This is a genomic window from Chloroflexota bacterium (genome assembly GCA_016235055.1).
Taxonomy (GTDB): domain Bacteria; phylum Chloroflexota; class Anaerolineae; order JACRMK01; family JACRMK01; genus JACRMK01.
The window spans coordinates 1-23621 of sequence record JACRMK010000056.1 but is presented as its reverse complement, the minus strand read 5'-3'; the positions used below and the strand labels follow the sequence as shown (position 1 = coordinate 23621).

Below are 23621 nucleotides of genomic sequence, written 5' to 3'. Positions count from 1 at the left end.
ATGCCGTTCGCCAACATTCGCGATCTGAGCGTGTATTTCGAGCAGCACGGCGCGGGGCCGCGCCTGCTGTACATCAGCGGCACGGGCGGCGATCTGCGCCGCCTGCCGCGCGTCTTCGACCGCCCGATTGCCAGCCGGTTCGAGATTCTGGCGTACGACCAGCGCGGGCTGGGGCAGACGTCGCGGCCGGACACGGCCTGCTCGATGGCCGACTATGCGAAGGACGCTGTCGCGCTGCTCGACGCACGCGGCTGGGACCGATGCCACATGATGGGCGTGTCGTTCGGCGGCATGGTGGCGCAGGAGATCGCGGCGCGCTACCCGCAGCGCATCGACAAACTCGTGCTGGCCTGCACCAGCAGCGGCGGGATTGGCGGCGCGTCGTACCCGCTCCACCTGCACACAGGCGATTCGCTGGAAATGCGGGCGCGCCGGCAACTGATGCTGAGCGATGTGCGCCGCACTCCCGCCTGGCAGCAGGCGCACCGCGACGAATTCGAGACGCTCGTCAGCCAGCTTGCGGCGGCGCTGGGGATGGGGAAGGACGAGCCGGGACGGCAGACCGGCTATCTGCGCCAGTTAGCGGCGCGCCAAATGCTCGACACGTATGACCGCCTGCCGGCGCTATCGATGCCGGTGTTCATTTGCGGCGGGCGGTACGACGGTATCGCGCCCGCCCGTAACCAGTATGCCATGCAGCGCCAGATACCGCATGCACGCGTCGAACTCTTTGAAGGCGGCCATCCGTTTCTGCTGGAGGACCCGGCCGCCTACGAACGCATCATCGCGTTTCTGCAGGAAGCCTGAATCCATCTTGCGGCCCTGCCGCAAATACCATCCATATTATTCTCAGGGGGAAGAGACTATGTGCTACGATTCGCAAGCGCGGCCGCCCGTGCCGCCAATTGCCGGCGGCGCGGCCACCGGTGAGGAGATTGTTCTGACGGCAGCGGACGGCAATCGCTTCGCCGGCTACATCGCGCGCTCCGGCAACGCGGCGGGCGCGTCGGTGCTGATCTATCCGGATGTACGCGGCCTGCACCAGTTCTACAAAGAATTGGCGCTGCGCTTCGCCGAGATCGGGCACACGGCGCTGGCGATCGACTACTTCGGCCGCACGGCCGGGCTTGGCGTGCGCGACGACGCGTTCGAGTTTCGCCCGCATGTGGAGAAGATGACGCTGCCGACGTTCTATGCCGACGTGCGGGCCGGGCTTGATTACCTGCGCCTCCAGGCGAGCGGCAAGGTCTTTGTGACTGGCTTCTGCATGGGCGGCACGCTGACGCTGCTCTCCGGGACCGAGGATTTTGGTTTTGCGGGCATCATCCCATTCTACTCTGGCTTCGGTCGCGTATTTCCCGGCGCGCGCGGCACGGCGCTGGCCGTAGCCAATACGGTGCGCTATCCGGTGCTCGGCCTGTACGGTGGCGCCGATGCCGGCGTTTTGGTCGCCGATGTGGAGAAGCTCGACGTCGCGCTCGACATAACCGGTGTCAAGCACGACATCGTCATCTACCCTGGCGCGCCGCACAGCTTCTTTGACCGGCGCTACGCCGAGTTTGCCGACGCCTCGGCCGATGCGTGGACGCGGATCATCGCGTTCATCGCGGCGAACAAGTAGAGAGCAGCCTCCGGTCGCCGCCCGGCCTGGGTGGCGACCGGCTCTTTTAGAGCGGTTTGCGAAATTATCCGACATAGCGCCGCGCGGAGCTACACGTCACATGTAGGGACAGGCCTTTGGCCTGTCCGGGCAGGTCTTTGACCTGCCCCTACGCGGTGCACCGCATGGCGTGCCCGATGTTCTTGCTAAATGCTCCAGGTACGCGAGGATCAGATGATTGACTATGCAGCGCGGGTGGCGACCATTCAGGCGCGGATGGCGGAGCAGCGCATTGCTGTGCTGTACCTGCCGCCGGGCGCCAACCTGTTCTACCTGACCGGCATCCGGCGACGGGAGCAGGGCGGCACGGATCATAACGCCTACGGCGCTATATTGTTGGCGGCTACCTGGGCCTGACAGGCGGAGTTAGCGTCGTGTGGCCCCGCATGGGCGGCGGTTTCTATCGCGCCGAGGCGCAGGACAAGCCATTGTGAAACCACCATGCTGAACGTACTCTTACTGCTGGGCATCGTGATCTTCGCGGCCAAAGCGAGCGGCTGGGTCAGCACGCGTCTGGGTCAACCGGCCGTGCTGGGCGAGTTGCTGGCCGGGTTGCTGCTCGGCCCCACACTGCTTGACATCATGGCCTGGCCGCTGTTTGCGGAGGGGCACGCCCACGATGTCGTCAAGGTGCTGGCCGAGATCGGCGTCATCCTGCTCATGTTCATCGCCGGGCTGGAAGTCAACCTCGCGGACATGCGCCGCGCGGGCAAAGCAGCGGCGTGGACGGGGGCACTGGGCGTTGCCGTGCCGTGGATCATGGGCGCGGCCTTCGCGGTTATGGTCGGCTATCCGGCCGATCGCAGTCTGTTTGTCGGCATCATCCTGACCGCCACGAGCGTAAGCATTTCGGCGCAGACGCTGATCGAGTTGAAGCTGTTACGCACCCGCGAAGGGCTGGTGCTGCTGGGCGCGGCCGTGTTCGACGACGTGCTGGTTATTCTGGCGCTCTCGCTGTTCCTGGCGCTGTCCAGCGGGGCATCCGGCGATCCAGCCAGCCTGATCTGGATTGTCGTGCGCATGGCCGGATTCGTGGCGGTGGCGGTGGCGATCGGCCTGTTTGCCCTGCAACCGCTACTGCGCTGGATCGAGCGCCTGCCGATCAGCGCCAGCGTGTTGTCCGCGACGGTTGTGGTCACGTTCCTGTACGCCTGGACCGCCGAGGCGCTGGGCGGCATCGCCGCGATCACCGGCGCGTTCATTGCAGGCGTGTTCATTGGCCGCACGCACGCGCGCGAAACGATCGAGTCGGGCATTCATGCGCTGACCTACGGTTTCTTCGTGCCGATCTTCTTCGTGAGCATCGGGCTGGAGGTCAACGCCCGCGCCATGGGCGAGACGGGGCCGCTGTTTGTGGCCGGGCTGTGCGTGGTGGCGATTGTCTCGAAGATCGTTGGCTGCGGACTGGGAGCGCGGGCGGGCGGCGTGGCCTGGCCGGAGGCGCTGCGAATCGGCATCGGCATGATCTCGCGCGGCGAGGTCGGACTGATTGTGGCATCGATCGGACTGAGCAGCGGCCTGATCTCCGATGCGGTCTACGCCGCGACGGTGATCATGGTGCTGGTGACGACGCTGGTGACGCCGCCGCTGCTACGACTGGCGTTTGGGCTGTCGGCGCGAGGCAGCCGCGGAGGGCAAACATGATAAACCTGCTTATTCTGGTCGTACCGGACGATGCAAAAGGCGAGGAGATTCGGGAACGCTGGCGCGCGTCGGGCGTAAAGGGTGTTACGATACTGGCCAGCGCCGGGATGGGACATCAGGAAGGCAAGGGCGCGCGCGACGACGTACCGCTGCTGCCATCGATTCGCTCGCTGTTCGCACCTGACGAGGTTACGCACCGCACATTTTTCTCGGTGATTGACGACGATGCCACCCTGGCGCGCGCGCTTGCCGATGCGGAGTCTGTGGTGGGCGATTTCGACGCGCCTGATAGCGGCATCATGTTCGTCGTGCCGGTATCGCGCGCCTGGGGGCTGCACCGGCGCTGATTCGAGCGTACAGACTCCCCCGTCAAACAACACCGAATCGGAGATCTTACTTGTTTGCCGGGAAGTTGTCATGAATGCGCAGCCGCAGTGCTCAGCATGGGCGTTGATCGATTGGTTGACCCGTTCAGCCGCGTGGGATGACGCCACAGGCAGACTCACTCAATTACATCAACCCACCCCCGGCCCCTCCCCGCGAAGCGGGGAGGGGCGATAAACAAAGGGTATTGGCGCGGCGGCGAAGCCGCCGCGCCAATACCCCAGAACGATTCCCCTTCTCCCCCGCAACGCGGGGGAGAAGGGGCCAGGGGATGAGCTTGTCATTACCCAGATTTCTTCGAGGTTGTCCTGGCCAGATAAGCACCGGTGACCAGGGCCTGGAGATGCAGCCAGCCGCGCCACAGGGTTTGCCAGCCGGGTAAGCCGTCGCGCTTGCGGTTGAGATGTCCACCCAGATTGCCCAAGGCCAGTGCCACGTCGCGCACGGTAACCAGAGAACGACCGCTCACGCGACGCAGCATCGTGAGTTCTGCCTCACTCAGCCCGCTGTGGACCGCGGGACTTGTCGGCTGGCGATGCACCTGTTCGCGCAACTCAACCAGACGCAGCGCCACGACGCTCTTGATGGCGGTGGCCGCCATCAAGCCCCGACCCGTCCGCAGTTGCAACTGTTCGACCTGCAGACCTGTTTTCAGCGCTTTATGGAACTCTTCACATAACCAGCGTGTTGCATATTGCAAACTGCACTCGCGGGCGTCCGCCCAACGCGTGCGTTCACCATCGCAGAGCAGGTGCCATTCCAAACGTTTCGCGCCCTTGGGGGCCCGCGCTTCCCAGACCCGCACGACTGTGCAGCGCACGCTCGGCAACGTGCCGGCTTTTTGGCCAGGTCGTTGCGGGGCTTGCAGATTGACGACCACCGCGCTCACGCGCAGATGAGCCGTGCGGGCCGCTTGCTGTGGCCGCGCACGCAGTTCCAGGTCGAACTGCCCACACGCCGCTTGCGCGCGCGCGACCTGCCACAAGCTCCCGCGCCGCTGCCCGCGCGCGTTGAGCACCACCCGATCCTGTGCGGCCCGCACCACATAGCCATGGCGGTTTGCTGCACAGCTGCACAGGAACTCGTAGATGTCGGCCCCGCGATCCGCCACACGCACCCACCGTACCCGGCGGTCATCCGGGGCTGGCCCCAGTTGCGCCGTCATCGCACTCCAGATTTGCGATTCACGCGTGCGGCGCAGGACCGCCCGCCAGTCCGCGCGCGCTTCCCCCGCTGGACGCGGTTGCCGGACTTGATAGCTTTGCCCGGCCAAGCCCAACAACTCCACGGGCGGGCGGGTGGCGGGCCACCCGGCGGCCGGTTCACGCGGCCAACCCAGCGCCAGCACCGAGTGCAGCAAGAACCCAACCGCGCCATACTTACGCGCACCGATTGGACCGAGTCCCGCGCCGGGTGCGCGACCCGCCCACGACAATTCCGTCGTGTCCTCCGGCAGCAGATACGTACCGGGCCGTGCCAGCCGTGCATGCACCTGCTCACGATGGGTGGCCTGCAACTCGTCGGGCGTGCTGGACGCGTGCGCCAACAAGCGATAGGCCGCTTTCAGGTCCGGCCAGCGTGTAAACAACTGGGGCAGCGAGGCGCGCGGATGCGCGGCCATGGCCGCGGCGATCGTCACGACTCGTTCAGCCCACTGTGTAGCGTCGAGGATCGGTGGCAGGCCCATGGTCTATTCGCTCCGTGTATGACCGGTTGTTCGTCAACCCATTATCTACCCGTTCCTTTCGATTGCAGTAATTTGGGTAATGACAAGGGGGATGAGGGGGCAACTTGGTGGCCAGACTCCAAAATGAGAATTGCTGTACCATGAGCACTGGTGACTACCCATATCGACCAGACCTCGCGGGTTTTCAAAACCCGCGAGGTCTTGATTCGCGCCATCCGCGCATATGTGGGTAGTCACCAGCATGAGCACGATCCACGATCTCACGATCTTGTGGTCATCCTGTCATCCTCCGCATACTCCCGCTCGAGGATTGCATACGTCAGCGAGTCATACCACTGGCCGCGAATAAGCTCCTTCTCGCGCTCGCGCGCTTCGAGCGTCATGCCGAGCTTCTCCAGCACCCGCGCCGAGCCGGCGTTGTCGGCAACGCACCACGCCCAGATGCGGTGCATGGCGAGCTGCGCGAAGCCGAACGTGAGGATCGCGCGCGCCGCCTCGCTGGCGTAGCCGCGGCCCCACAACTCCGGCGCGATCTCGTAGCCGATATTGGCCTCGCGCCACTCCACGTTGTTGACGCGGATGCCGCAGTTGCCGATCAGCACGCCGCTCTCCTTGAGCGTCACCGCCAGTTGAAAACGCTGGCGCGGGCTCTCGGCCTGCTGGTCGAGAAACATCTGCACGAACTTGCGCACATCGGCTTCGGTGCGCTCGTCCATGTCGTAGAAGCGCATGTAGCGCGGGTCGGCTTGGTACGCCAGTACGGCTTGCCAGTCGTCCGCCACGAACTCGCGCATCAGCAACCGCGCCGTTTCAATAATCATGCCCGTCCGCCCAGTGTCGTCCGTGTAGTGAGACCCCAAGGGTTTTAGAAACTCTTGGGGTCTGGCTTGTCGCGACTTGATTTTACAGCGTTTTGCGCGCGCGGCGTTACCTTTTGGCGGCGCGGCGCATCTAAACGAGCGGCGATTGCATTTCCGGTCGCTTCAGGTATCATGGATGGCATAGGCATATCAACGGGCACGCTGGTGAGCGCCCTGTTTCGGAGGCATGTATGAGTCAGGTAGCGCCGGCCAGGCCGGAATCGCCGTGGAAAATGCTGCTCGGCTTTGGGGTCGGCCTGGCGCTGGTTGTGACTGGCGTGCTCTGGCTCGTCATTACGACCGCCAACGCCGCGTCGGCGCCGCCGCCCGGCGCAGCCACCGCCAGCCTCGACCCGCGCATTGGCAAGGAAGTCGAATTCACGCTGTTCGACATGGCCGGCAACTCAGTCAAGGTAAGCGACTTCCGCGGACGGCCGGTGATCATCAACCTGTGGGCGTCGTGGTGCCCGCCGTGCAAGGCCGAGCTGCCGGAGTTGATGGCGTTCTATCGCCAATATGAGAGCACCGGGCTGGTCGTGCTGGCCGTGGATACCGAGGATGAGATGGAAGCCGCTGCGCGTTTCATCGCCGACTGGCAGATGCCGTTCACCGTATTGTGGGATCCCGAGGCGACCGTGCTGGAGCAGTTGAAAGCGCGCGGCCTGCCGACGACCTATGTGCTCGACCGCAACGGCATCCTGCGGCAGGTCTGGAACGGGCAGTTGATGAAGACGACGCTCGACCAGCAAATCGCCCCGCTGGTTATGCAGTAGCGCGCTCATGTAGAGGTAGCCAGCGACGGCTTCGACAGGCTCAGCCGACGGCCTGACATCCGCGCTCACGTAGAGGCAGGTCTCTGACCCGCTGGCGGGACAGGCGACACGTCGCACCCTTTGGGGTGTCAAAGACCTGTCCCTACGACCGCTTGAAATCCAAAACCCTTCGGACCTCAAAGGCCAGAAGGGTTTCTTTGCGTGAGATCGCGGCTTCGACCCCCGTCGCTCGCGCGGACATCCGGCGCGCCTAGCGCGCAACGAGGTCGAGCAGTTGCGGGAACTCCGTGATGACGCAGCACTCGGCTTCGGGGAACAGCCGCTTCGGATCGTACAGCACGGCGCGAATGCCGGCCGCCTCCGCGCCTGCCACGTCGGCATACGGGTTGTCGCCCACATGCATCGCCTCGGCCGCGGTGCAGCCCGCGCGCGCCAGCGCCAGGTCGAACATGGCGCGGAACGGCTTGGGCGCGATCCCGCCGGACACCGTGACGGTGAACTTGAAGTAGTGATGGAGCCCGTGCGGGTCGTATACCTCGGACATCTCGTCGTCGCGCCGGTTGGTGACGAGGCCGAGCGTGTAGCCGTCGGCCAGCAGCCGGTCGAGCGTGGCCCGCACGTCGGGCGGCACCTGGCGCTGGCGCGGTTCCTCGCCCAGCCGCGCGCCCACGTACTTTGCCGCATCGAGCAGATCATCCACCGGCACGCGCCCGCCGGTCATCACGTGCAGCGTGCGCTGCATGTAGTACAGCCGCCACGCCAGGCCGCCGCCCAGCCGGTCGTAATCCTCTTTGTAGTTGAAACCGGCGTAGTAGTGGTGCGCGAAACGCTCGGCGCTGCGCGTGGCGTCCTCGCTGACGACCAGGCCGTAGTCGCGCGCGAACTGTGTGTAGAGCGACCAGATGTCGGGCTCGCCGAAGACCAGCGTGCCGTCGAAGTCGAACAGGATTGCTTTGACCGTGCCCATGCCGCGCCCTACCAGCCCATCGCCTGCCGCAGGTGCTCCATCGAGGAGTTGCCGCCGCTGACGATCAGCGCGACTTTCTTGCCGGCCAGCCGGTCCTTCAGCTTCAGCGCCGCCGCCAGCGGCGACGCGCCGGCGCCCTCGACCAGATTGCGCGTCTTTTCCAGCATGATGCGCATCGACTGGCGCAGCTCGTCATCGCTGACGAGCACGAAGTCGTCGAGGTGCTTGCGCAGGATCGCCTGCGTCAGCGTGAAGCCGACGCGCGTGGCCAGCCCCTCGGCGAAGGTGGAGCTGGGCGCTTCGGCCAGGCGATTTTCCTTCCACGACAGGTACGCGGCGGGCGCCGAGGCGGCCTGCACGCCGATGACCTGAATGCGCGGGTTGATCGCCTTGGCGACGATACATGCGCCGCTCGCGCCGCTGCCGCCGCCGACCGGCACGATCACGACCTCGATGTCGGGCTGCTCTTCGAGCACCTCGAGCGTGTGCGTGCCGACGCCGGCGATCAGGCGCGGCTCGTTGGCCGAGTGGATGAAGCGCATGTTGCGCTCCTCCGCCACCGTCTCGGCCGCCACGCGCGCCTCGTCGAAGTCCTGGCCGAGGAACAGCACCTCCGCGCCCAGGCTCTGCATTGCCTCGACCTTGAGCGGGTTGGCGCCGTGTGGCACGCCGATGACGGCCCTGGTGCCGAACAGCCGCGCCGCGTACGCTACCGACTGGCCGTGATTGCCGGTCGAGGCGCTCACGACGCCGCGCCGCTTCTCGTCGTCGCTCAACTGCGAGACGAGGTTGATGCCGCCGCGGACTTTGAACGCGCCGACCGGCTGATGGTTCTCATGCTTGACGTACACCTGCATGCCGGCTAACTGGTCCAGCGCGGCGTAGCGGAACAGCGGCGTCGCGCGCAGGTGTGGCCGGATGCGCAGCCGCGCCGTCAGCACATCCTGCAAGGTCGGCATTTCAAGTTCCATGATTCTGGCTCCCGCCGGGCAGCGTGCCGGCCTGTCGGCTTGGATCGATGAGACTCCAATCGCCCTGGATGATATCGGTGTAGTGGACGCCGACCTGATACAGCGTGTCGCCAATCTCGGCGGAGTGGGCCACCACGGCCGTCGCCATAAAGACGTACAGGTGGCTGACAATCTCGATCAGCACCTGCATGCCCGACTGCAGATACTTGTCGGTCGTCAGCATCAGGCCGTCCTCGCTCACATTGACCGTCGCGCCGATGCCAACACCCAGTTTCTGCCCGGCCTCGTCGTAATAGTCGTAGGTCAGCGTCTGACGCACGGCCACGCGCACATGCTCGCGCCGATTGTCTATCGACGCCCCGTCGCCGGTGATGTTCATAGTTGACATGGGCTATTTATAGCACAGCAGGGCGCATTGGCGCAAAAGCGCGACCTCAGACCCACAGGCCGCCGTGCACATTCAACACGTCGCCGTTGATGTACGACGCGCGCTCCGAGACGAGAAACGCCACCGCCTCCGCGATCTCCGCCGGGCGGCCGATGCGCCGCAGCGGGATCTGCGCGGGCATGCGCGCCCGGTCGGCGTCGGACAGCGCGTACGTGTCCACGTAGCCGGGGTTGACGCAGTTGACGCGGATGCCGCGCGGTCCCTCGCTGCGCGCCAGCGAGCGCGTCAGCACGACGACGCCCGCCTTGGCGACATGATACGCCGTGACGCCCGGCGCGCCGCGCGCCAGTTCCGCATTGGCCGATCCGAAATTCACGATGCAGCCGCCGCCCTGCGCGCGCATCGGCGCCAGCGCGAACTTGCAGCAGTAAAACGCCGACGAGAGGTTGCCGTCGAGCATCGTCCGCCACTCGTCCACGCTCGTCTCGTAGGCATCCTTGACCAGCCAGGGCCCGGCGCCGTTGACGAGCACGTCGAGCCGCCCGAAGCGCGCCATCGTCTGCGCTATCAGGCGCTCCGCCTCGACCGGCTGCGAGACGTCGGCGCGCACGGCGCAAGCATCCGGCGCCAGCGGGCGCACCCGCTCAACCAGTTCCAGCGCCTCGCGCTCGCTGGTGCGGTAGTTCACCACCGGCGTCAGGCCGTCGCGCGCCAGCCGCTCGACCACGGCCGCGCCGATGCCTTTTGCGCTCCCCGTCACAATCGCCACCCGCAGACCCGCCACGCGCCACCTCCTGGCCGACCGGCGCATTCTAGCACCGAATGCGCTGCTGGGCAATGTAACCGCTATTTGACATGTTCAATCGCGGCGGTAAAATAAGGATTAGTATAGTTTCGGCTGTAAGAGGAGAAGAGCGAACAGCGTATCGGGCCGGTGCGGCAAACACTGGGCAAGGTCTTGCCGGATTCATGGCGAAACAGGCAGACGCGGCAGGAAAAGAAAAAACGCCTCAGTACGCAATTGGCATGACGAAGCCGCCTTAAAAGCGGTGCTCTTAACGAGCGTAGGGGTTCGAGTCCCCTCTGAGGCATATACGTCTTGTGTGCTCGGAAGGACGTGCGCGTTCGCGGCCCTCCTCGCCCAAGCGAACAGGGGTGATCTGAAATGGATGGCAGTGTGCTTGTGCTGAACGCCACGTATGAGCCGTTAAACGTGGTGTCGATTCGGCGCGCCATCGTCCTCCTGCTGAAGGAAAAGGCCGAGGTGGTCGAGGCGGCCGCCGCGGTCCTGCGCGCAGAGCGCCGGCACTTCGAGTACCCGCTGGTCATCCGCCTGGTGACCTACGTGAAGGTGCCGCGCCAGATGGGTCTGCCGCTGACGCGCCGCACCGTGCTGGCGCGCGACCAGTATACCTGCCAGTACTGCGGCACGCAGCCGGGCAAGAACCACCTGACGGTGGACCACATCGTCCCGCGCTCCAAGGGCGGCCTGACCGTCTGGGAGAACGTGGTCGCTGCGTGCGCCGCGTGCAACCAGCGCAAGGGCAACCGCACGCCGTCCGATGCGACCATGCCGCTGCGCAGCAAGCCGGCGCGCCCGCGCTACGTCGCCATCGTCCTGCTGGGCCACGCCAACGCGCCGCGCGTCTGGCACAAATACCTGCAGAGCGCCTGACCCGCGTGTTTGCCTTCAACCGGCCGGATCGCATCACGCGATCCGGCTTCTTGTTGCCTATCGCAGCCTGAGCCTGTCGAAGGCCGGCTTGTCGAATCCTGCACCGGTTGAAGCCCGTTCTCCAGCCGGTGTTTTGCCGCCGCGCTTTTGAGGTTTGCCGCGCCGCGCCTTATAATCGACCGTGAGCCCGTATTGCGCGGCTCCATCACACATCAGGACATCAGCGCATGAAAATACTGGTCACCGGCGGCGCCGGCTTCATCGGCTCGCATATCACCGACACGTTCATCGCGGCCGGGCACGCGGTCGTGGTGCTCGACGATCTCTCCACGGGCAAGCGGCAGAACGTCAACCCGCAGGCCCGGCTCGTGCAGATGGACATTCGCGACCCGCAGGTGGACGCCCTGTTCGCGGCCGAGCAGTTCGAGGGCGTGGTGCACCAGGCCGCGCGCGCCAACGTGCGCGAGTCGATGGAGAAGCCGCTGCTGTACGCCGATGTGAACATCCTCGGCTCGCTGAACCTGCTCGAAGCGTCGCGCAAGCACGGCGTGAAGAAGTTCCTGTACGCCTCCACCGGCGGCGCGGCCTACGGCGAGCCGAAGCAGTTGCCGGTGCCGGAGACGCACGCTGTCAACCCGCTCGACCCGTACGGCGCCAGCAAGCACCACGTCGAGCACTACCTGTTCCTCTACCGCGCCAACTACGGCCTGTCGTACACCGTGCTGCGCTACCCGAACGTCTACGGCCCGCGCCAGGACCCGCACGGCGAGGCCGGCGTCGTTGCGATCTTTACCGCGCGCATGCTCAAGGGCGAGCCGGTCGTCATCAACGGCGACGGCACGCAGGAGCGCGACTTCTGCTTCGTCGGCGACGTGGCGCGCGCGAACCTGCTGGCGCTCTCGCAGGGCGACGGCGAGATCTTCAACATCGGCACCGGGCGCGGCACGAACATTAACGAGATCTTCGACCACCTGTCCGAGTTGACGCACTACCCCCAGCCGCGCTCGCACGGCCCCAGGAAGCTCGGCGAGGTCTTTCAGATCTATCTCGACCCGTCGAAGGCGAAGCGCGGGCTTGGCTGGCAGGCCGAAGTGTCGCTGGCCGACGGCTTGAAGCGCACGGTCGACTTCTTCCGCCCATAGGCACAATCCGCGAATAACGCGAATCGGCGCGAACAGAGGACGTGATGGTTCACGCGGATCTGCATTATTCGCGGAGCCTTTTCCCATGGTCACACTCAAAGTCGCGCTCAACGGCGCCTTCCTTCACCGCCCCGACACCGGCAGCGGCCAGTACCTCACGCACCTGCTCGCCGAACTGCGCGACCCGACCTACGGCGTCGAGATGGTCGTCCATGCGCCTGCGTCGGGCGGCAACCTCGCCAAAGTGCGCTTCGAGCAGATCGGCTTTCCGGCGTCGGCGCGCGCGTCCGGCGCCGACGTCGCGCATGTGCCATACTTCGGCTCGGCGTGGCTGACGCGCCTGCCGACCGTCGTCACGGTGCACGACCTGATTCCGGTGGTGCTGCCGCTCTATCGCGGCTCGGCGAAGGTACGCGCCTACACGAAGCTGGTCTCGCTGGCGGCGGCGCGCGCACGCGTCATCCTGGCCGACTCGGAGGCGTCGAAGCGCGATATTGTGGCGTATCTGGGCATTGACGAAAGCCGCGTGCGCGTGGTCTACCTCGCCGCCGACGAGCGCTACAAGCCGGTGACGGACAGCGCCGCGCTCGACGCCGTGCGGGCAAAGTACCGCCTGCCGGAGTCGTTTGCGCTCTATCTGGGCGGCTTCGACCAGCGCAAGAACGTGCCAAACCTGGTGCGCGCCTTCGCCAGCGTCGCGCGCGGGCTGGGGCCGGATTACTCGCTGGTGCTGGCCGGGCGGCCGCCGGCGACCGTCTCGGACTTCTTCCCCGACGTGGGCACCGTGGTGCACGACCTGGAGCTCACCGAGCACGTGCAGTGGATTGGCGAGGTGGACGAGACCGACAAACCCGCGCTATACACGCTGGCCGGCTGCTTCGTCTTCCCCTCGTACTACGAGGGCTTCGGCCTGCCGGTACTGGAGGCAATGGCGTGCGGCACGCCAGTCGTGGCGGGCAACCGCGGCTCCCTGCCGGAGATCGTCGGCGATGCCGGGTTCCTGGTCGAGCCTGACGAGGTCGCGCGGATTGCCGGTGCCATCATCGCCAGCCTGATCGACGAACCGCTGCGCGCCGCGCACCGCCGCAAAGGGCTGGCGCGTGCCGCGATGTTCTCGTGGACGCAGTGCGCACGCGAGACAGTCGAAGCCTATCAGCTAGCGGCTAGTCGCTAGCAACTAGCATGAACGTCGTGATGCTGTCAAAGGCGTGCGTGGTCGGCGCCTATCAGCGCAAGCTCGAGGAGATCGCCGCGCTCGGCGTCAACCTGACGGTCGTCGTGCCGCCCTACTGGCAGACCGGCAAGAGCCGGCAGATGCTCGAACGCAAGTACGAGCGCGGCTACCGGCTGGTCGTGTCGCCGATGCGCTTCAACGGCCATTTTCACATCCACTACTACCCCGCGTTTGCGCGTATCGTCGCGGAGGCGAAGCCGGACATCGTACACATCGACGAAGAGCCGTGGGATTTCGTCACGTTTCACGCCGTGCGTGCAGCGCGCGCCGCAGGTGCGCGGCCGCTTTTCTTCACCTGGCAGAACCTGCAGCGCAGTTACCCGCCACCGTTTAGCTGGATGCAGAGCAGCGTGTTCGCGCAGTGCCCGACCGCTATCGCCGGGAACGCCGACGCCGTCGGCGTGCTGCGCGCCAAGGGCTACACCGGCGCGGCGCACGTCATCCCCCAATTCGGCGTCGATACGACACTATTCCAGCCCGCCGCTACGCCGAAGTCGCCCGGCGGTCCGTTCGTGATCGGTTACGCGGGGCGACTGGTGCCAGAGAAAGGCGTGGACGCGTTGTTTCACGCCGCGGCCGGGCTGGACGGTAACTGGCAGGTACGCCTGCTCGGCGACGGGCCGGAACGCCCGTCGCTGCTGGCGCTCGCGCAGTCGCTCGGCATGGCCGCGCGGGTTGAGTTCCTCGGCCGGGTGCCATCCACGCAGACCGCCGCGCACTACACGCAGATGGATGCGCTCGTTCTGCCGTCGCGGCGTATGCCGAACTGGTCCGAGCAGTTCGGGCGCGTGCTGGTCGAAGCGATGGCCTGCGGCGTGCCGGTCGTCGGCTCCAACTGCGGGGAGATTCCCAACGTGATCGGCGACGCCGGATTGACGTTCCCGCAGGACGATATCAGCGCGCTACGCGCGCACCTGGCGCGGCTGATGGGCAACAGCGCGCTGCACGCCGACCTGCGCGCGCGCGGCCGGGCGCGGGTGATGGAACGCTTCACGATGCAACGCATCGCGCGGCAGACGGTGGACGTGTATCGGACAATGCGGGATGGCAACGAGCGGCGTTAGGCGGCACCCACAGGCTGCTGCGATAAACGTACTCGCAACACGGATCGCCATGATACGTGCGGATTCGAGATCTTCGCGCGCGTAACGCACAATAAGCACAGCGTCTTGCCTGCGCGCTGCTCATGACGTTCGCAGTATCGCTTGTAGGGGGCACCCCTTGCGGGTGCCCGATGGCGGGCCGGGGCAAGCCCGGCCCCTACACCAAACGTCATGCCGCATCGCACACCGCGCGCGGTCTGGCCGTTCTCAGGATGACAGCTGAAGATATTTCAAGGGAGGATTCATGCAGATAAAGCATATCGGGCTCGTTTCGGTGCCAGTCAAGGACCAGGACGTCGCCAAGGCGTTCTACGTCGACGTGCTCGGCTTCAACGTAGTCATGGACGGCCCGTTCAACCACGGCGCGCGCTGGATCATGCTCGCGCCGAAAGGCGCCGAGACCGCGATCACGCTGGTGACCTGGTTCCCGCAGATGGCGCCCGGCTCCTGCCAGGGCCTGCTGTTCGAGGTCGACGACGTGGCTGCCGCGCACGCCGAACTGGCTGCGCGCGGGGTGAAGGTCAACGCGCTCGACAACGCGCCGTGGGGCGCGTATTTTACCTTCAACGACCCCGACGGCAACGGGTTGGTCATGCGCCAGGGCCCCGGCCGCGGGGGGTAGCGCGTATCCGCGCCCTGAGCTTGTCGAAGGGCGATTTGACTGGCGCTTCGACGGCGTTTTGTGCCGCTCAGCGCCCGTCTGAGGTGTATTTCAGTTTTGGGGCAGACCAGCTATTCCAACACACCGGCACCGCCACCGTCACTCCCGCGAAAGCGAGAGTCCAGGGGCAACACTTCTGGATGCCCGCTTTCGCGGGCATGACGACTTGTCTGCCCAAGAGCCGCCCCGGAAGTGAAACGCCCCCGCCTGAACCGTGTGCCGGTCAAAGGCCGGTTCGGGTATAATGTAGTTTGATGGCCGTCATCGGACTCAACGCGCAGTTGCTCAATCTGTCGGCCTCCTACCGGGGCGCAGGCATCCACCGCTATATCCACCAGACGCTGGTGAATCTGCCGGCGGTCGCGCCGCGCCACCGTTTCCGCGTCTACCTGAATGATCGGCAGATGCAGTCGCCGGATCCGGCGATGCAGTTGCGCCGCACGCGCTTCCCGGCGCAGAAACCGCTGCCGCGCATCGTCTGGGAGCAGTTCGCGCTGGCGGCCGCCACCTACCGCGACCGCCTCGACCTCCTGCACGCCATGGCCTTCGCCCGGCCGCTGGTGTCGCACTGCCCGGTCGTGCTGACGATCTACGACATGAGCTTCATGCGCATGCCGGAACGCTTCCCGGCGTTCCAGCGCGCCTACCTGCGGCTGATGACGCGCTGGTCGGCGCGCCATGCCGCGCGCATCATTGTCATCTCGCAGAGCACACGCAACGACGTCGTGCACTACTGCGGGGTGCCGGCCGAGCGCGTGCGGGTTGTCTACTGCGCCGCCGATGCGGCGTTCCGCCCGGCGGCGCGCGCTGCCGTCGAGGAATTCCGCACGCGCAACGGTCTGCCGGCGCACTTCATTCTGTATCTCGGCACGCTGGAGCCGCGCAAGAACGTGCCGGCGCTGGTGCGCGCGTACGCGCAGATGCGGCGCCGCAACGGCGCGGGCGACGCGCCCAAACTCGTCATCGCCGGCGCCAAAGGCTGGGGCTACGACGACGTCTTCGCCGCCGCGGAGCAGAGTGGCGTGCGCGACGACGTCATCTTCGCCGGCTTTGTGCCGCAGGACGAGCTGCCGCTCTGGTATAATGCGGCTGACGTGTTCGTGTATCCATCACTCTACGAGGGCTTCGGCCTGCCGGTGCTGGAGGCGATGGCGTGCGGCACCCCGGCGATCACGTCCAGCGTCTCGTCGCTGCCGGAAGTGGCTGGCGACGCCGCGCTGACCATCGCGCCGGACGACAGCGCGGCCCTGAGCGACGCTATGGCGTCGGCTCTGCACGACAGCGGGCTGCGCGCCGGTATGCGCGAGCGCGGCCTGCGGCAGGCGTCGCGTTTCGACTGGCGCACGGCTGCGCTGGAAACCGCGCGTATCTACGATGAAGCGCTCGCGGGGACGGCCCCCGCGGCGGACCAACGATGAACCTGCTTGCGAAGTACCGCCGCTACCGCGCCCTGTCACTGATGGCCAGCGACGCCGCGCTGATCGCCATCGCGATTCTGGCGGCGTACTGGGTGCGCTACATCGGCGAGTGGATCGCGCCGGTCGACGAGGCGAACTACGTCGCTTTCAGCGAGTACGCGCCGAGCGCCGCCTTTCTGACGCTGCTGCTCGTGATCATCTACCGCGCCGAGGGGCTTTACACGCCGCAGCGCGGCCTCTCCTGGCTCGACCGTGTCGCGACGATCGTGCGCGGCACGCTCGTCGGCGTCGTCGCGCTCTCGTTCATCTTCTTCTTCTACCGCCCCGCATTCTATTCGCGCCTGATGTTCGGGCTGATGGGCGTCTTCATCGTCATCGTCCTCTCGCTGGCGCGCCTGGTGCTGGGCATGCTGCTGGCCCGCCTGCGGCGGCGCGGCCTCGGCGTCGACCGGCTCATCATCGTCGGGGCAGGCGAGCGCAGCCGCGCGCTGATGCGCGCGATTGTGGCGCGGCCCGAGCTCGGCTACCGGATCGTCGGCTTCCTCGACGACGACCCGGCCGGCCCGGCGACCATCGGCCGCTTCCCGGCGCTCGGCGTGATTGACTCCCTGCCGGCCGTCCTCGATGCCGAAGGCCCGGACGAGGTCATCGTAGCGCTGCCGGCCACCGACCACCAGCGCATCCTGAACGTGCTGGATGAGGCCGAGCGGCGGCATATCCGCGTCAAGGTCGTGCCCGACCTGTACGAGTTGACGCTGAACCGCGTCGCCGTGGACGATATCAACGGCATCCCGCTGATCGGCGTGCGCGAGCCGACCATCAGCGGCTGGAACTACGCGCTCAAGCGCGCCATCGACATCCTGCTCTCGCTGGTCGTGCTGGCTATCCTGTCACCGATCTTCGCCGCGATCGCGCTGGCCATCAAGCTGGATTCGACCGGCCCGGTGCTGTTCGCGCAGCCGCGCGTCGGGCGCGCTGGGCGTATCTTCACCTGCTTCAAGTTCCGCTCGATGCGCCTGGGCGCCGACGACGAGCTCGACAAGCTGATGGAGCAGAACGAGGCGACCGGGCAACTGTTCAAGATCAAGAACGACCCGCGCCGCACGCGTGTCGGCAGCTTCATCCGCCGCACCTCGCTCGACGAGTTCCCGCAGATCATCAACGTCCTGCGCGGGGAGATGAGCTGGGTTGGGCCGCGCCCGCCGCTGCCGCGCGAGGTGGCCCAGTATGAGGAGTGGCACAAGCGCCGCCTCGAAGTCGCGCCGGGCATCACCGGCCTCTGGCAGGTCAGCGGCCGCTCGCAACTGTCATTCGACGAGATGGTCATGCTCGACCTCTACTACATCGAGAACTGGTCGCTGGCGCTCGACCTCGTCATCATCCTGCGCACCGTGCCGAGCGTCCTGCTGGCCCAAGGCGCGTACTAGCAACTAGCCGCTAGTGACTAGTCGCTAGTCGCTAGCTACTAATGGAGTTCGTATGAGACACTTATTGTCGCTGGCCGACTGCACGCCGGCTGAGATCAACGGCCTGCTCGACCTGGCGGTAAAGCTCAAGAAGCAGTGGAAGCGCGGCGGCAACCCGCCGATCCTGAAGGGGCAGTCGCTGGCGCTCTACTTCGAGAAGCCGTCGCTGCGCACGCGCGTCTCGTTCGAGATGGGCATGCACCAACTCGGCGGCTACGCGTTCTACCTGAGCAACAGCGAGATCGGCATGGGCGTGCGCGAGTCGGTGCCCGACGTGGCGCGCGTGCTGAGCCGCTACGTCAACGGCGTCATGGGGCGCGTGTTCAAGCACAGCACATTGGAGACCATGGCGCAGTATGCGAGCGTGCCGGTCATCAACGGCCTTTCCGATTACGACCACCCCTGCCAGGTCATGGCCGACCTGCTGACGCTGCGCGAGCACATCGGCGACTTCAAGGACAAGCAGTTCGTCTTCATCGGCGACGGCTACAACATGGCGAACGGCCTGCTGTTCGGCGCGAGTAAGATCGGGCTGAACATCGCCATCGCCACGCCCGAAGCGTACAAGCCGTCGAAGGAGGTCATGGCGCTGACGATGGAGTTCGCGGAGGAGAGCGGCGCGCGCGTGCGCTGGACGACCGACCCGCACGACGCCCTGCGTGGCGCGGACGTGGTCTACACCGACGTCTGGACCAGCATGGGGCAGGAGGCCGAAAACGCCGTGCGCCGCGAGGCGTTCAAGGACTATCAGTTGAACGAGCGGTTAATGCAGTCCGCGCCGGCGCAGACGCTGATCATGCACTGCCTGCCGGCCCACCGGGGCGAGGAGATCACCGACGCCGTCACCGACTCGTCCAATTCGATCGTCTTCGACCAGGCCGAGAACCGCATGCACGCGCAGAAGGCGATCATCGCCTGGTTGATGGGTGGCGTCGAACTGCCGGGCGCGAAGAAGGTCGCGCCGAAGGCGAAGCCGGCGAAAAAGACCGTGGCGCGCAAGGCGCGACGATAGGCCGCAGCCTATGCCCACTGCCGTCGTCGCCGTTGGCGGCAACAGCCTGATCGCCGACGCGAAGCATCAGACGGTCGGCGACCAGTTCGCCGCGACCCGCGAGACCGCCATCCCCCTCGCCGAGATGGTCGAGGCCGGCTGGAACATCGTCGTCACGCACGGCAACGGGCCGCAGGTCGGCTTCATCCTGCTGCGCTCGGAACTGGCGTCGCACGTCCTGCACCCGGTGCCGCTCGACTCGTGCGACGCCGACACGCAGGGCGCGCTCGGCTACATGATCCAGCAGTGCCTGCAGAACGAGTTTCGCCGGCGCGGCATCGCGCGGCAGGCGGTGACCGTCGTCACGCAAATGCGGGTGGACGCGGCCGACCCGGCGTTTCAGAAGCCGAGCAAGCCGATCGGCTCGTTCTACGACGAGACGCGCGCGCGCGAGTATATGCAGTCGCGCGGCTGGGTGATGGTCGAGGATGCGGGGCGCGGCTGGCGGCGCGTGGTGCCGTCGCCGAAGCCGCAGGAGATCGTCGAGGTCGATGTGATCGAGCGGTTGATCGCCGACGGCTTCGTCGTGATCGCGGTCGGCGGCGGCGGCATCCCGGTCGTGCGCGACGAGGCGGGCAATCTGCGCGGCGTCGAGGCGGTCATCGACAAAGACTACGCCTCGGCCCTGCTCGCCAGCGAAATCCACGCCGACCTGCTGCTGATCTCGACCGCCGTGGAGCGCGTCGCGCTCGACTACCACAAGCCGACGCAGCGCGATCTCGACCGGTTGACCGTCGCCGAGGCGCGCGAGCATCTGGCGGCCGGTCAGTTCCCCGCCGGCAGCATGGGCCCCAAGATCGAGGCGGCGCTCGGGTTCCTGGCGCGCGGCGGCCGCGAAGTGCTGATCACCAACCCGGAGAGCATCGCCCGCGCCCTGCGCGGCGAGACGGGGACACGGATTGTGACAGACAGGTAGCCCTTCAGGTTTCCAGAAATTGCAAACCTATTCAGGCACGTTCGACAAGAGGCGGCCACGATCCAAACGCCGCCCCTCCCGAGCGGAGCACGGGCGTCGCTTTTGTGGACAGCGCTGCATCGCTGTGTTTATACCATGGCACACAGATTCACCCGTGCTGCTCGCAGCGGCACTCAGGCTGGTTCTCGACATGAGCACATGAAAGCTACATTCGGAAGAAACTGGCTGACTTTGCGCTCATTGGGGAACCGCCCACTCATTGCAGAGTATTTCTTGCTTGCAGGCATTATCCTGCTCGCACTTGCCTATCGCCTTGGACTCGGGCCGTGGCCGGTTGATGATGCATTTATTACCTACCGCTACGCATACAACCTGGCACACGGCAACGGGTTTGTCTACAACGTGGGTGAACGAGTGCTGGGCACAACTGCCCCGTTATACGGCATCGTGTTGGGAATAGCCAGTTTTGCTGGTGCTGACATTCAGCTTACCTCATTCTGGATCAATCTCTCGGCTGACATAGGCACTATCGTGATGGTTTACTCGCTTTGCACATGGCTTAGGTTGCAGTTGCTGGGATTGCTCACAGCGCTCCTGATTGCTGTGTCGTCAGAATATTCGTATTATGCCGTTTCTGGAATGGAAACATCGCTCTACATCTTCATTATGCAGTGTGTATTCTGGAGCACGCTGAGACAGCGTTGGACGTTGATGGCTGTTGCCGCTGCGACACTCATATTGATCCGCATAGACGGCGTTATCTGCGTCACGGCAGTAGCCACGATTCTCGTTATTCACCACCAATGGACTGGATGGAAACCGTTGGTGTTGTTTGCAGCGATTCTGCTCCCATGGATCGCGTTCACGCTTCTTTACTACGGTTCCCCCTTTCCGCAGTCGGCAATTGCCAAAGGCGCTGCGGGCATGTCGAGTGATCGTTGGATTAGTGCGGAGAACTACATTTCATATTTCACCAATAACGCCGGGGTCAATACGGGGGCAGACAAAGGCCTGCTATTTGCCTGTTTGGCACTGCTCGGCATCGTCGTCATTGTTCGGGAACGACGCTTCGAGGGGCTGACACTCGTACTGCTTTGGGGGCTTCTCTACTCCTTGGTCTTTATTGTGGCGAACGTGTTCACATATTTCATGTGGTACTTTATCCCTCTGTATCCTGTGTACTATGTCTGCATGCTGATTGGGTTTATCAAGCTGTTCGAGGCCGCCGGCATCGAACGGGCATGGCGGCGTATTCAGTTGCACGGGCCTGCCCTTGCTGCGCGGGGCGTTCAGTTGGGCCTGGTGCTCGTGTTGCTTGCGACAACTGCGCTGTCGCTGCCGGCCAGAGTCGCTTCACATTACCAGGCGCTCGTCCGTTGGACGGAGGGACGCGAGGGGGCCTACCGGCTCATCGCGGAAATGATCGTTCGACAATCATCCAGTGCGAGCACCGTTGGCGCCAACGAAATCGGAGTCTTGGGATACTTCACACGGCGAACAATGGTCGATGCGGGCGGGCTTGTCAGCCTGAATACGGTTGGCAAGGACTCGCTGCATGTGGTCAAAGAATACCAGCCCGAGTGGTGGGTCGCCCTTGTTTCAGAAATGTCGCCAGTCGTGAGCGACCCGTGGTTTTGGCAAACCTACCAACTGGCCCCGAATCGCATGGATCGCGGACAAGGTATTGAGGTGTTCCGCAAGAAAAGTAATCCACCAACTGGAAGCCCTTAGCCGCAGCTATTCTCAATTTGGAAACTGAGCACCACCTGGCTCAGATACACATGGGCCAAATTGCTGGGCAATAGGTGCCTCCGGCGGCATGCTACTAGCCGGATCAATACCCGAAGCTCGGTCTTGCCGGTCGCCGGAACGAAAGCCGGCTGGCGTGCAGCAATCGTCGACCACCACCGGATCACCGCACCAGTTCTGAGGTCCCGCGATTTCGCCGTCGGCGCCAATACGAGCACTTTGTTTTGAAGTGCGCATCGTTCCGCCTATACTGAACGCATGAGAGGAGGCGCACCGTGAGTGTTCAAGAACTGGCTGGCGTGATCAAACACCTTACGCTGGACGAGCGGCTACATCTGCTCAATATGTTGACACAGTCGATCCGCGACGATTTGCAGCCCACCGCGCGCGCGACGGACACCCCGCTGCGGCTGCGCGGCCTGCTCAGGCCGGACGGCCCCCTGCCGACCGACGCCGCACTGGATGATCTGCGCGTGCAATCCTTACTGGAAAAGCATGCCTGATGCTTGTCTCAATGCCAGACACGGCATTCTCTTTGCTTTTCCTGCCTCCTCCCGCGCTCCTGCAATACATTCACTCGAAGTAAACGCAGCCTAATTTCAGACGCTGCGCTCCCCGCTGGGCTTTGGCGCTTGGGCTTTCAATCCGGCGCCCTTCGCTCCGTAGCCCCACAAGCGCACCATCCCCGTACGTCATGCCGTCCTGAAAGAATCAGGACATTTGCCACTGTCAATCCCCCGTATCGGTTCTACAATGAGACAGCGGGTTTGCAGCTGCATATTGATCGCGTTTCCGCTTCTTTCGCACGGAGGGGGATCGTGGAGAATCTGCGCCGATCGTTGTGCTCTGGCTCCAGCCAGATCAATGGTCGGTGTTTTTGTTTTGTCTGTCGAAGCAACTTTGCAACAGCATTGAACCTCGAATCGGCGTGTAAGGCGCGACTTCCGCTGTGGAGGTGCGGGAAGGCACGTGTTTGGCGACACCTGGAGTACTTGATTGCCCCGCACGGGGCAGAAAGGAGAGCATGTCGTGAAGCTCAGTATGCTGATGACCATCAAGGCGGTCATTGTCGTTGTCTTCGGGATTGGCTTCGTACTGATGCCGGCGACCCTGATGTCGTTCTACGGCGTGACGCTGACCCCCGGCGGCGCCATGATGACGCAGCTTTTCGGAGCGTCGTTCATCCTCCTGGGCTGGGTGCTCTGGTTCGCCAGAAACGCACCCGGTTCCGAAGTGACGCTGCGCGCACTCGTCATGGCCGTCGTCGTCGGCGATACAATCGGTTTCATCGTCGCCCTGCTGGCACAGCTTTCGAATGTGACGAATGCGCTTGGGTGGGTCACGGTCGCGCTTTATCTGCTACTGGCGTTGGGGTTCGGATACTTCCAGTTTGTCAAGCCGGCTTCGTAAGCTCGCTGGTCTGACTCCAAACCCAACGCCTGGAGGATAGGCTGCAGTCCTGACGAACGTCGTTCACAGGTCAGCAACAATCGGCGTCGCCAAACAACGGCCCCCCGGCAAGGGCACGCGTGCAGCTCTCTGGTGGTAACGCGTTTGACCCATCGAGCGTGCTATTGCCGGGGCTGCACGCACATTGTCACAGCCTCATTCGCCGCGCCTGTTCGGCATGGGTGCCCCCCCCGTTGGGATTTGGCGCTTGAGATTTGGGATTTCGATCCGGCGCGCCCTGCGCCCCGATCGTAACGCAGGCCGCCCCGGCTTAAAATTCAGCCCAGCAATTCTCAATTTGGCTTTGTACGGGTACTTTCCAATGCCGCTTGCGATGCGCTGGCTCTCAGGCGCTTGTCACGCAAGCTGGCCCGCCGAAAAAATGGCGCTACCCTCCCCCCGACCCCCTCCCAACGAAGTTGG

24 protein-coding genes and 1 tRNA gene are annotated in these 23621 nt (G+C 64.9%); 19 read left to right on the top strand and 6 right to left on the bottom strand.

The window, feature by feature from the left end; all coding sequences use genetic code 11:
* The 5 genes from HZB53_14280 to HZB53_14260 all read left to right on the top strand — a co-directional run bounded on the left by HZB53_14280 (position 1) and on the right by HZB53_14260 (position 3651).
* On the top strand, positions 1–807 hold the full coding sequence (locus HZB53_14280) for an alpha/beta fold hydrolase (protein ID MBI5878814.1): 807 nt from the start codon (positions 1–3) through the stop codon (positions 805–807).
* Positions 808–865: 58 nt separating this feature from the next.
* Positions 866–1621 (top strand): dienelactone hydrolase family protein, encoded by a 756-nt coding sequence (locus HZB53_14275; protein MBI5878813.1) that lies wholly within the window; start codon positions 866–868, stop codon positions 1619–1621.
* Positions 1622–1834: 213 nt separating this feature from the next.
* Positions 1835–2017 carry an aminopeptidase P family N-terminal domain-containing protein gene (locus tag HZB53_14270; protein MBI5878812.1) on the top strand — a complete coding sequence of 61 codons (183 nt, stop codon included), beginning with the start codon at positions 1835–1837 and terminating at the stop codon, positions 2015–2017.
* 84 nt (positions 2018–2101) lie between these two features.
* Entirely contained in the window at positions 2102–3304 is a 1203-nt protein-coding gene (locus HZB53_14265) for a cation:proton antiporter (protein ID MBI5878811.1), read from the top strand.
* Positions 3301–3651, top strand: coding sequence for a hypothetical protein (locus HZB53_14260; protein ID MBI5878810.1), 351 nt, complete (start codon positions 3301–3303; stop codon positions 3649–3651). Before HZB53_14265 ends, HZB53_14260 begins: the two co-directional genes overlap by 4 nt.
* Positions 3652–3971: 320 nt before the next feature.
* Here the strand turns inward: HZB53_14260 and HZB53_14255 are convergent, their stop codons facing one another.
* Positions 3972–5375: an IS4 family transposase gene (locus tag HZB53_14255; protein MBI5878809.1), complete on the bottom strand. Its 1404-nt coding sequence runs from the start codon at positions 5373–5375 to the stop codon at positions 3972–3974.
* A 260-nt stretch (positions 5376–5635) separates the two neighbouring features.
* Positions 5636–6196 (bottom strand): GNAT family N-acetyltransferase, encoded by a 561-nt coding sequence (locus tag HZB53_14250; GenBank protein ID MBI5878808.1) that lies wholly within the window; start codon positions 6194–6196, stop codon positions 5636–5638.
* A 230-nt stretch (positions 6197–6426) separates the two neighbouring features.
* On the opposite strand from HZB53_14250, the gene HZB53_14245 reads away from it, so the two are divergent.
* The gene (locus tag HZB53_14245; GenBank protein MBI5878807.1) at positions 6427–7008 is read left to right on the top strand and encodes a TlpA family protein disulfide reductase; all 582 of its coding nucleotides are present in this window, start codon (positions 6427–6429) and stop codon (positions 7006–7008) included.
* 250 nt (positions 7009–7258) lie between these two features.
* Here the strand turns inward: HZB53_14245 and HZB53_14240 are convergent, their stop codons facing one another.
* From HZB53_14240 to HZB53_14225, 4 genes are read right to left on the bottom strand one after another with little or no spacing between them, the layout of a single operon-like run.
* Positions 7259–7975: an HAD family hydrolase gene (locus HZB53_14240; GenBank protein ID MBI5878806.1), complete on the bottom strand. Its 717-nt coding sequence runs from the start codon at positions 7973–7975 to the stop codon at positions 7259–7261.
* 8 nt (positions 7976–7983) lie between these two features.
* Entirely contained in the window at positions 7984–8946 is a 963-nt protein-coding gene (locus HZB53_14235) for a threonine/serine dehydratase (protein ID MBI5878805.1), read from the bottom strand.
* Positions 8936–9334 (bottom strand): PilZ domain-containing protein, encoded by a 399-nt coding sequence (locus HZB53_14230; protein ID MBI5878804.1) that lies wholly within the window; start codon positions 9332–9334, stop codon positions 8936–8938. The genes HZB53_14235 and HZB53_14230 overlap by 11 nt, the downstream gene beginning before the upstream one ends.
* Positions 9335–9380: 46 nt before the next feature.
* Complete coding sequence (locus tag HZB53_14225) at positions 9381–10118, bottom strand: SDR family oxidoreductase (GenBank protein MBI5878803.1); 738 nt, start codon at positions 10116–10118, stop codon at positions 9381–9383.
* 223 nt (positions 10119–10341) lie between these two features.
* Here HZB53_14225 and HZB53_14220 point away from each other — a divergent pair.
* The 13 genes from HZB53_14220 to HZB53_14160 all read left to right on the top strand — a co-directional run bounded on the left by HZB53_14220 (position 10342) and on the right by HZB53_14160 (position 23159).
* Positions 10342–10425 (top strand) — tRNA-Leu (locus HZB53_14220).
* Between the two features lie 74 nt (positions 10426–10499).
* Positions 10500–11009: an HNH endonuclease gene (locus HZB53_14215; GenBank protein ID MBI5878802.1), complete on the top strand. Its 510-nt coding sequence runs from the start codon at positions 10500–10502 to the stop codon at positions 11007–11009.
* Positions 11010–11236: 227 nt separating this feature from the next.
* Positions 11237–12151 carry an NAD-dependent epimerase/dehydratase family protein gene (locus HZB53_14210; GenBank protein ID MBI5878801.1) on the top strand — a complete coding sequence of 305 codons (915 nt, stop codon included), beginning with the start codon at positions 11237–11239 and terminating at the stop codon, positions 12149–12151.
* A gap of 85 nt (positions 12152–12236) precedes the next feature.
* Positions 12237–13325: a glycosyltransferase family 4 protein gene (locus HZB53_14205; protein ID MBI5878800.1), complete on the top strand. Its 1089-nt coding sequence runs from the start codon at positions 12237–12239 to the stop codon at positions 13323–13325.
* Positions 13326–13333: 8 nt separating this feature from the next.
* Positions 13334–14449, top strand: a complete 1116-nt coding sequence (locus HZB53_14200) for a glycosyltransferase family 4 protein (GenBank protein ID MBI5878799.1) — start codon at positions 13334–13336, stop codon at positions 14447–14449.
* A gap of 283 nt (positions 14450–14732) precedes the next feature.
* Positions 14733–15110, top strand: a complete 378-nt coding sequence (locus HZB53_14195) for a VOC family protein (GenBank protein ID MBI5878798.1) — start codon at positions 14733–14735, stop codon at positions 15108–15110.
* A 293-nt stretch (positions 15111–15403) separates the two neighbouring features.
* Positions 15404–16567: a glycosyltransferase family 4 protein gene (locus HZB53_14190; protein MBI5878797.1), complete on the top strand. Its 1164-nt coding sequence runs from the start codon at positions 15404–15406 to the stop codon at positions 16565–16567.
* The gene (locus tag HZB53_14185; GenBank protein ID MBI5878796.1) at positions 16564–17994 is read left to right on the top strand and encodes a sugar transferase; all 1431 of its coding nucleotides are present in this window, start codon (positions 16564–16566) and stop codon (positions 17992–17994) included. The genes HZB53_14190 and HZB53_14185 overlap by 4 nt, the downstream gene beginning before the upstream one ends.
* 52 nt (positions 17995–18046) lie before the next feature.
* Entirely contained in the window at positions 18047–19045 is a 999-nt protein-coding gene (gene argF, locus HZB53_14180; GenBank protein ID MBI5878795.1) for an ornithine carbamoyltransferase, read from the top strand.
* A 10-nt stretch (positions 19046–19055) separates the two neighbouring features.
* Entirely contained in the window at positions 19056–20000 is a 945-nt protein-coding gene (gene arcC / locus HZB53_14175) for a carbamate kinase (protein MBI5878794.1), read from the top strand.
* A gap of 198 nt (positions 20001–20198) precedes the next feature.
* Entirely contained in the window at positions 20199–21731 is a 1533-nt protein-coding gene (locus HZB53_14170; GenBank protein MBI5878793.1) for a hypothetical protein, read from the top strand.
* Positions 21732–22024: 293 nt separating this feature from the next.
* Complete coding sequence (locus HZB53_14165; GenBank protein ID MBI5878792.1) at positions 22025–22252, top strand: hypothetical protein; 228 nt, start codon at positions 22025–22027, stop codon at positions 22250–22252.
* Between the two features lie 526 nt (positions 22253–22778).
* Complete coding sequence (locus HZB53_14160; GenBank protein ID MBI5878791.1) at positions 22779–23159, top strand: hypothetical protein; 381 nt, start codon at positions 22779–22781, stop codon at positions 23157–23159.
* Positions 23160–23621: the final 462 nt, after the last annotated feature.